The 8539-nt window shown below is 40.7% G+C and carries 9 protein-coding genes and 1 riboswitch; of the genes, 2 read left to right on the top strand and 7 right to left on the bottom strand.

Annotation, left to right across the window (positions count from 1 at the left end; translation table 11 throughout):
- Nucleotides 1-140 precede the first annotated feature (140 nt).
- The gene (locus tag KI363_RS13535; protein ID WP_212966642.1) at nucleotides 141-869 is read right to left on the bottom strand and encodes a class I SAM-dependent methyltransferase; all 729 of its coding nucleotides are present in this window, start codon (nucleotides 867-869) and stop codon (nucleotides 141-143) included.
- 216 nt (nucleotides 870-1085) lie between these two features.
- Here KI363_RS13535 and KI363_RS13530 point away from each other — a divergent pair, with 216 nt between their 5' ends.
- Both KI363_RS13530 and KI363_RS13525 read left to right on the top strand, forming a co-directional pair.
- Entirely contained in the window at nucleotides 1086-1343 is a 258-nt protein-coding gene (locus tag KI363_RS13530; RefSeq protein ID WP_212966641.1) for a hypothetical protein, read from the top strand.
- A gap of 136 nt (nucleotides 1344-1479) precedes the next feature.
- Nucleotides 1480-1683, top strand: a complete 204-nt coding sequence (locus KI363_RS13525) for a hypothetical protein (RefSeq protein ID WP_212966640.1) — start codon at nucleotides 1480-1482, stop codon at nucleotides 1681-1683.
- A gap of 99 nt (nucleotides 1684-1782) precedes the next feature.
- Here KI363_RS13525 and KI363_RS13520 read toward each other — a convergent pair whose 3' ends face one another.
- The 6 genes from KI363_RS13520 to KI363_RS13495 form a co-directional block, all read right to left on the bottom strand.
- The gene (locus KI363_RS13520; RefSeq protein ID WP_212966639.1) at nucleotides 1783-2211 is read right to left on the bottom strand and encodes a disulfide oxidoreductase; all 429 of its coding nucleotides are present in this window, start codon (nucleotides 2209-2211) and stop codon (nucleotides 1783-1785) included.
- A gap of 4 nt (nucleotides 2212-2215) precedes the next feature.
- Entirely contained in the window at nucleotides 2216-2881 is a 666-nt protein-coding gene (locus tag KI363_RS13515) for a DsbA family protein (RefSeq protein WP_212966638.1), read from the bottom strand.
- Between the two features lie 140 nt (nucleotides 2882-3021).
- Nucleotides 3022-4206, bottom strand: coding sequence for a PDZ domain-containing protein (locus KI363_RS13510; RefSeq protein WP_246516869.1), 1185 nt, complete (start codon nucleotides 4204-4206; stop codon nucleotides 3022-3024).
- A 152-nt stretch (nucleotides 4207-4358) separates the two neighbouring features.
- Nucleotides 4359-5798, bottom strand: coding sequence for a S41 family peptidase (locus KI363_RS13505; protein WP_212966636.1), 1440 nt, complete (start codon nucleotides 5796-5798; stop codon nucleotides 4359-4361).
- 133 nt (nucleotides 5799-5931) lie between these two features.
- Entirely contained in the window at nucleotides 5932-6903 is a 972-nt protein-coding gene (locus tag KI363_RS13500) for a homoserine dehydrogenase (RefSeq protein WP_212966635.1), read from the bottom strand.
- An 82-nt stretch (nucleotides 6904-6985) separates the two neighbouring features.
- Nucleotides 6986-8284: an O-acetylhomoserine aminocarboxypropyltransferase/cysteine synthase family protein gene (locus KI363_RS13495; protein WP_212966634.1), complete on the bottom strand. Its 1299-nt coding sequence runs from the start codon at nucleotides 8282-8284 to the stop codon at nucleotides 6986-6988.
- Nucleotides 8285-8379: 95 nt separating this feature from the next.
- Nucleotides 8380-8489: riboswitch (SAM riboswitch) on the bottom strand.
- Nucleotides 8490-8539: the final 50 nt, after the last annotated feature.

The following is an 8539-nucleotide window of genomic DNA, read 5'->3' as shown; positions in this document are numbered from 1 at the left end:
CGCCTTCCGCTTTTCGTGGTTCATCGTGTTTCCTTTATCTCAGGCCAACAGGATGTTGGTCAGAACGGCGTTGCGCCAGGACGGCGCGATTTTAGCCGTTCAACCTTATTATCCAAGTTTGTACGTCACTAAACGGGCGCTTACGCTTTTGTTCCTTTCACTACAATATGACCGATTTTTTCCGCATATTTCATTAACAGAATGCTCTGCTTTTCTAAAACCTCTTCTACCTGTTCGCTATAGCCAACCTCTTCCATACTATCCAGTAACGTTTCCTCATTCGCATGTAATAGTAGTTCGTCAAGAAGGCTATTGTTTTTTAATACAGAAATATTTTTAAATCCAGTTTGATCTAAGCAATGTAACCAATCTTGTTTGGTGAACATTTGCTGTAAGTCATAAAAGTCCATGATTTCAGCTGCTTCGTAGGACTTTAAGTGGTCTTCCTTTGTCATTTCATTACAAAATAAAGTTCCTTTTGGTTTAAGAACGCGCTTTAATTCACTTAAAGACTTTTCTATCTGTGTAAAAGCAATAACAGATTCAGCTAAAATCAAATCAAAAGATTCATCTGAAAATGGAAGCTGTTCAATATCAGCCTGAATGGTTTCGATTGGCCATGTTGTTCCCTTAAGGCGGTTTCGAAAATTCCGTACCATCTCCGGATGTTTATCCACTGAAATAATGGTACAGCCATATGTTTTTGCTAAATAGAGGGATGTTTGCCCCGTTCCACAGCCTGCATCTAGAATTTTTGTCTCTTTCGTAATCTTTTGCTCGCGTAATAATTTTTTTGTCAAATGAAATCCTCCAGGATGTGCCCCATCCACTTTCCCCTTAGCTAAAGCATCCTGATATTGTATCGACACTTTCTCACTCCTTCTCTACCTGTTTTACCCTGCATGAACTGGCAGTATACAGTTTCACTTTATGTAAGATACAGTATGTCAATTTCCCTTAAGAGTGACGAATTGATAGCCAAAAGCTTATTTCCGCTTTTCCCCCATGATGTCTGTCCACTCAAAAGATAGAACTAACACATAATTTGTTAGAGAGTGAATTAAAAATCCGGAGGTGCAAATTGAATGCCAGTTAAAAATTATTATCATATGTGTAGGAAGGGGATTGGTCGGCCTGTCATGATTCGAACAAGGGATGGACATGTCCACCGGGGAATTATCAGTCATGTCACCCCATCTAAAGTATATATTCGCCCGTTCGGCCGAAGATATGGCGGTTATGGATACGGATGGGGTTGGGGATGGGGATGGGGTGCGTTTGGCTTAGGGATTGGATTAGGAGCTATCACTGCTTTAGCTTTCACTCCTTTCTTCTGGTATTAAAAACTGTATATTTTCGCCCATACATCCTTCTTAAAAGGTGAATAGGATAAAGAGAAACCCTCATGCCCACTTCTTTGTATAAAAATGGTCATTGGGCTGTGGATGAAGCCAGTTGGGAAATGGAAGGAGGATGGAAATGTCTCAGGAAAAAAAGCCAAAGGAAATTCATGTGGAAAATTTGATTATCCATGCTAAAAATGTGGAAATTAAAGATGAAAGTGATAATGAAGGAAGACGACCTCAAAGGGATCCATGGGGTTTCTTTTGGGGTAGAAGCCAAGGGGCACAAGGGCAACAAGAGGAGCAAGTTGAGCAACCTTCTCATGATACGGAAGAATAATACGTTGGTAAACAATATACCGGATCATGTTTTCATTAAAATGCCAAAAGGGAAATGCCATTCAGGCACTTCCCTCTTTTCTTTGTCAGCAAAATGAGTTTATTTTTTAGTTCCGCGTATTAGCAACATTAAAACAGTGATGAAAACAAAAGCAATAAGCGCTAGAAACGGAATTGTGATGAACCCTAGCCAATTAATATATTGGCCATTACAAGGAACTCCTCCAACACATGGTTTCACAGCCGCCAACCCAGGAACCTTTTGAATTAAGTAATGATAAAAGGACACCCCCATTCCAATGATGGAAAAAGGCAAAACGTATTTTTTTATCTTTTTATTCTGGTCAAAAACGGCTATTCCAAGAATGATCACCAATGGATACATCAGGATTCTTTGATACCAGCACAACTCACAGGGGATAAAGCCTTTGATTTCACTAAAATAGAGACTACCTAATGTGGCAACGAGCGATACAATCCAGGCGAGGTAAAGAAGATAATCCTGAAAAGTTGACTTGGTATGTTTCATCCTTTTACTTCAATCCTTTTTCAATAAGATTTGCAATGGCTTTATAATCAAACGGATCTTTCACAAGGACACCATCAATAATAACAGATGGAGTAGACTCAATATTATGCTTTTGTACTAATTGTTCATCAATGCTTACTTCTGCCGCTGTCGTCTGTTCGTCTATGTCTTTTTCCAGTTGATCTAAATCAACATTCGGGGCTGTTTCTTTGGCAATTTCTAAAAGTTTTTCAGTCGTCACCCATTGTTCATCATGCTGTTCGGTTGCAGGCTGTGCTGCGAATAATGCTTCATGGAACGCCCAAAAATTTTCAGGATCTTGCTTGAATACGGATTCTGAAGCTAATGCCGCACGAACAGATTCCTCTCCATGGAAGAGAACATTGATATAAGAGAGCTTCGCTTTTCCAGTGTTAATATAATCCTTTTCAAGCTTCGGTAACACTTTCTCTGACCATGTTTTACAGCCAGGGCATTTATAGTCGCCAAATTCGACGATCGAAACTGGCGCATCCTCCTCACCCATGGTTGGTTGATTGTCAATTACGGGATGTGCGCCTTTTGCATTTTCTTGATCTGCTTGGTCAATTTTCTTATTCAAAATAATCATAGCCGCGACTGCGATCACCACGACAACAATCGTAATGATCATTAACTTTTTATTATTCATTTGACACCTCTCCAGGTATTTTCTAGTAGAGAACTAATTGGAATATCACCTGATTTTCCTTTGTTTATCCTATCATACCCCTGGAAGGTAGGTAAACCATCATCCTGTTACAAAAAAATGTCTTCTTGGTGAACTCTCACTTAAATAGCTCGATTTGTCTGCCCCATTTGATTATTTTCTATGAAAAGAATCCCTAGTTCATGATGGTCTCCCTCATATAAGGCTCCTTGAACAATCCGGATTTCATTATTATGGTCAAACACTTCTAATTTACAATAGGCTCGATTTTTTGATAGGGCCTGATACATTTCTTCCTTACTATTTACTTTCACTTTGTTACATGTTTGAATAATTTCCCCTGTTTTGAGCCCCATTTTATCAGCTGGAGAATCTGGCAATACATCCAATACCATGACACCTGAATTTCTTGGCGCAAAATAATACGGATAGTTGTTTTCTCTTATACGATGTCGATAAGCAATCCAAATTCTTCCTAATAGGGCAAACACCGATGTAATGATGGCTGCGTACACTGGTAAGAGCAGAGCACTAACAATACTTGCCATTAGGACGAGCAGGCCAAGGATCAACACATTTTTCCCCATTCGTCTTACAGCAGCTTCTGGCAATTCTGTTTGAATTTGCTGTTGAAAACCAAGTAAAAATGGCAGTAACACTAAGGAATATCCCGTACTTCCAGACGATATGACGGGCCACCAATCAAATGGCATTGTCAAAACACCGGAAGGAAGAAAAAGAAAAGAAGGTAGTAGCCAAAACCTTTTTGTTTGTAAAGCACCTACTGTCAACCCTCTACGGCTTGTCCTCAATTTAGGTGAGACATCCTTTAACCCATTTTTTAACATGAGAAACCCTTCAGCAACCATTAATAAGCCTAACATGACAGAAGCGCCAAGCAAGTCATTCGAGTCCATCGGGCCGAGGAAGTTCCATTCAAAGGAAAATAGAGAAAAAGAGCTTAATAGTAGTAAAGGTATGCCGATCGTGAAAGCAGCTGATAGCAATCTAGCATTTCCGATCACGGTTAAGATAATCGTCGCAAGTGCAACAATGAATAGAAGTTTTAACGGAATTGTCAATCCCAACAAAATAGATACAATTGATAGAACGACTCCAACAAGTATCCCTGCAGGAAATAAATGACGCAGCTCTAGAAAAATAGTATGTACCCTTACAAGAAAATCACGTCGTTCTCGTTTTATTCTCCAAAACCCTGCGAGTAGCACCCATATAATGGAGAAATAGAAAACAGGATGAAGGAACATTCGTCCTATCCCTCTAGCAATCTCTACGGTCCATTCCAAGTCTCTCCACATCCCTTCCGAACATTAAGTATCTCCTATTTTACCAGACATTAGAAGAAATAGAACAAAAATATGGCTAGACATTCGAAATTTTCAAGAATGTCTAGCCTATTCCTCTACCTAATGACAAAATTGCGAGTTAGCATAAAAAATCAATTGTTTTTTTGCAAAGATTTGAGTGCCACTTGTAGTTGAATATCGTTTTTCTCATCTTTTATAAAAGAAGCAATTTTTTCTTCTAATTTCGCCACTGTCTTTTCATCGATTTCACCTGTTACCGGGAGTTCCTCAACCGCTTGAAAAGCTTTAACCGCTTTTTCCGTTTGTTCATCAAAATAGCCATCTATTCTCCCCGGAGTGAAGCCCAATCCTTTCAACATCTCCTGCGCAAATTTAATATTTTCGTCATTCATATTTAACTTTAATGGTTCCTTATACTCGATTGCATGGGCATTAAAATAGGCTGGTTGTTGCACCTCAATGGTAGGTTCGATGCCTTTTCCATGGATCCAGTTTCCATCAGGTGTGAGCCATTTCGCCATCGTTAATTTTAAATTGCCTCCAGCTTCCAAAGGAATCGGTTGTTGAACGGTCCCCTTGCCAAAAGTCTTTGTGCCGATCAAAGTCGTCCCATTGATTTCATTTAAGGCCGCAACTAGGATCTCTGAGGCCGAGGCGCTTCCCTCATCCACCAGCACGGTAATCGGGTAATCTTTTTCCTTTTCCATTTCTGAATAATAGGCTTGCTTTTTACCTGAACGATCTTCGATTTGAACATAGGGCTTATCACCCGTCACTAATTGGTCTAAGATTCCTTGCACGCTGGTTAACATTCCACCTGGATTCCCTCGTACATCAATCACAAGTCCAGCGATATTTTCCGCTTCCAACTCCTTTAATTCGGCCTCGAAATCCCTCGCTGTTTCTTCAGCAAAAGAAGTAATTTCAACATAGCCAAATTTCTTTCCGCCACTTTCTTTCAGCTCGGAAAAAACAGTCAAAATCGGTACTTCATCTCTGGTAATCTCGTATGTGAGTGATTTAGATACGCCATTTCTCACAATATCCAGTGTCACAGTGGTTCCTTTTTTACCACGAATTTTACTTGATGCCTCATATAAATCCAAACCATCCACGGCATCCCCATCAATTTTAATAATTTGATCCTTTGCTTTCAGACCCGCCTTTTCAGCTGGGGAATTTTTTATCGGGGAAATAATCACAAGCTTGCCTTCTTGAATGGCAATTTGCGCTCCAATTCCATTAAAACTAGAGTCCATACTCTCATTAAATCTTTCTGCTGTCTCTTCATCCATGTATACGGAATAGGGATCTTGTAAGGTAGCCACCATCCCTTGAATGGCGCCTTGAATTAATTTCTTCGTATCTACTTCTTCTACATACGCCTGTTGAATTAAATCATAGGCTTCTGCCACTTTTTCCATAGCTGGTAGAATCTGCACTGTCTCTGATTCCTGATTCCCTTGTGTCCCTTGCCAATTGGGAAGAATCCACACCATACTAGCATATATACCGCCTGCCCCTAAAAGAAATGAACAAACGGAAATGATCACTAGCCATCTTTTTTTCATACTCTTCCTCCTCACCGCAGTTGCCTATACACTTCATATAATGAAGGAAATGTCCATCCAGAGTCTTCCTCCATACTCAATTATCTGTATAAACTTTTCTATAAATCCTATGCGATGAGGGGACAAGTTATAACTAATTTAAAACAGCCGCCTTATTGGTTTGAAAAATATGAATAAAATCTTCTAACATGGCACTGGCTGTTGGTTTACTACCAGCACCCGGCCCTTGAATCATAATCGTCCCAGCCAAGGAAGTTTCTAGTACCACCGCATTATCTACACCCTCTACCGAATATAAAGGATGTTGATCATCTATTACAACTGGTTGAACAGATGCCTGGACATGATTTCCCACTTTTTTCAATTCTGCCATATGTTTATAACGGCCTTCAGAATGGTAGATCTCATCTTCTGGAACACTTGCGATTCCTTTCAGGTCAACCGTTGCCCATTCTGGTTGCTCCCCATAGATCAGCTGACTTAAAATCATAATTTTATAAAAAGCATCAATTCCCTCGACATCATTCGTTGGGTCAGCCTCTGCAAAACCAAGAGATTGGGCCGTTTTTAAAACTTCTGCAAAAGGAAGTTGCTTCTGTCTCATTTCCGTTAAAATAAAATTAGAGGTTCCATTTAGCAATGCTTGCACTCGCTCAATTTTATTAAGCTGTAATTGTTGCTGAATAGTACGGATCACAGGGACACCGGCTGCAACGGTCGCTTCAAAGCCAATTTGCACATCATTTTCCCGTGCCTTTTCCAGCAAAACATCCCCATGCTTCGCGAACATTTCTTTATTCGCTGTTATAATATGACATCCGCGCTCGATCGCTTCATCTACATGACGATTAGCCGGCTCAGCACCAACAATCGATTCAAAGATGACCTCAAGACCCGGGATCGCTAAAATTTCCTTAATATCGTTTGTCACGAGAACGTCATTTGCTACTTCACGCTCTTTGTTTTCATCTTGGATCAGCACAGCTACTACCTGCACTTCTGCCCCGACAAGCTCCTGCAATTGTTCCTGGTGGTGACGTATAACCTCATAAACCCCCGCACCAACAGTGCCAAGCCCTAATAGTGCCGCTTTAATGATTCGCACCTTCTTCTCCTCCTCATTCATGGATGTCATTTAAAAAAGGAGACTGAAACGCATGGCGCCCAGCCTCCTAGCTTCTTTGTCCTTACTTGACAGACACTTTTTCTACGGCTTTTTCGATCGCTTGATTTAGATCAGCAATAATATCTTCCACAGCTTCAAGCCCTATAGAGAGTCGAATAAGTTCTTCAGATGCTCCAACTAGTTTTAATTCTTCCGCACTCAATTGTTGGTGAGTGGTGGAAGCTGGATGGATGATTAATGATTTTGCATCTCCGACATTCGCAACATGGGAAAATAATTTCACATGATCAATGGTTTGTCTTCCTGCTTCTCTTCCACCTTTGATGCCGAATACGATGATCGAGCCGGCCCCTTTTGGAAGATATTTTTGAGCTAATTCATAGGATGGGTGATTGTTCAAACCGGGATAGGATACCCATTCAATCGCATCATGATTCTCTAAAAATTCTGCTACGGCTTTGGCATTTTCTATGTGTTTATCAATTCTTAAATGTAGTGTTTCAAGACCTTGCAATAATTGAAAGGCGTTGTCTGGGCTTAAGCATGGGCCAAAATCACGTAATAATTGAACACGCAATTTGGTAGCGAAAGCCGCATTTGGTACATCTATACCAAAACGCAGCCCATGGTATGTCTCATCAGGTTCGACAAAGTCTGGGAATTTCTCATTATTCCAATCAAACTTTCCTGCATCTACGACAACTCCACCAATTACAGTGCCATGGCCGCCAATCCACTTTGTTGCCGAATGGATGACAATATCTGCCCCCCAATCAATCGGCTTGCAAAGATACGGTGTTGCAAAAGTGCTATCGACAATAAGTGGAATCTCATTTTCATGAGCAATGTTGGCAACAGCTTCCACATCCAGAATATGCAGGCTTGGATTGCCGATAATCTCGCCAAAAAGTGCTTTCGTTTTAGGCGTGATCGCTTTGCGGAAATTCTCAGGATCTTTCGGATCTACGAACTTCACGTTAATACCATATTTTGGTAGTGTCACAGCAAAAAGATTATATGTGCCTCCATAAAGATCTGTTGCCGCAACAATTTCGTCACCCGCACGCGTAATATTCAAAATCGAGAAAGCGATGGCTGCCATTCCAGAGGATAACCCAACCGCGGCCGTTCCTCCTTCAAGTAGAGCGACTCTTTTTTCAAATACATCAACCGTTGGATTGGTAATCCGCGTATAGATATTGCCCGGTACTTCTAATCCAAAGACCTTTTGTGCATAATCTGAATCTTTGAATACATAAGAAGTTGTTCTATGTACGGGAACAGCTCGTGCTCCTGTTTCATCCGGCTCTTGTCCTCCGTGCAGTAATAAAGTTTCTGGTTTATATTGTTCTTGTGTCATATCCTCTCGTCCTCCTCAATGGTATACACTCTCATCGCTAACACTAGTTAAAAAAACCCCCTTCCGATAAGAAGGGGGGTGTATTTTATTTCCGCTCCTTATCTCTCAGACTTATCCGTCTGTAGGAATTAGCACCTTTTCAGAAAAGTTCTCTGTAGGTTGCCGGGCATCGCAGGGCCTATCCCTCCGCCGCTCTTGATAAGAGTATTACTATTCATTGTTGTGATTAAAATCAAGTATAGTCTATTATTCTCA

The sequence above is a fragment of the Lederbergia ruris genome (genome assembly GCF_018332955.1).
In the GTDB taxonomy this organism is placed as follows: domain Bacteria; phylum Bacillota; class Bacilli; order Bacillales; family Bacillaceae_C; genus Lederbergia; species Lederbergia ruris.
Note: the sequence above shows the minus strand (reverse complement) of the source record. Positions and strands in the feature narration are given on the sequence as shown.

Bases quoted from the DNA above. Each gene is read 5' to 3' on its own strand.
- KI363_RS13530 (WP_212966641.1), top strand. From the start codon at position 1,086: ATGCCAGTTAAAAATTATTATCATATGTGTAGGAAGGGGATTGGTCGG.
- KI363_RS13525 (WP_212966640.1), top strand. From the start codon at position 1,480: ATGTCTCAGGAAAAAAAGCCAAAGGAAATTCATGTGGAAAATTTGATT.
- KI363_RS13520 (WP_212966639.1), bottom strand. From the start codon at position 2,211: ATGAAACATACCAAGTCAACTTTTCAGGATTATCTTCTTTACCTCGCC.
- KI363_RS13515 (WP_212966638.1), bottom strand. From the start codon at position 2,881: ATGAATAATAAAAAGTTAATGATCATTACGATTGTTGTCGTGGTGATC.
- KI363_RS13505 (WP_212966636.1), bottom strand. From the start codon at position 5,798: ATGAAAAAAAGATGGCTAGTGATCATTTCCGTTTGTTCATTTCTTTTA.
- KI363_RS13495 (WP_212966634.1), bottom strand. From the start codon at position 8,284: ATGACACAAGAACAATATAAACCAGAAACTTTATTACTGCACGGAGGA.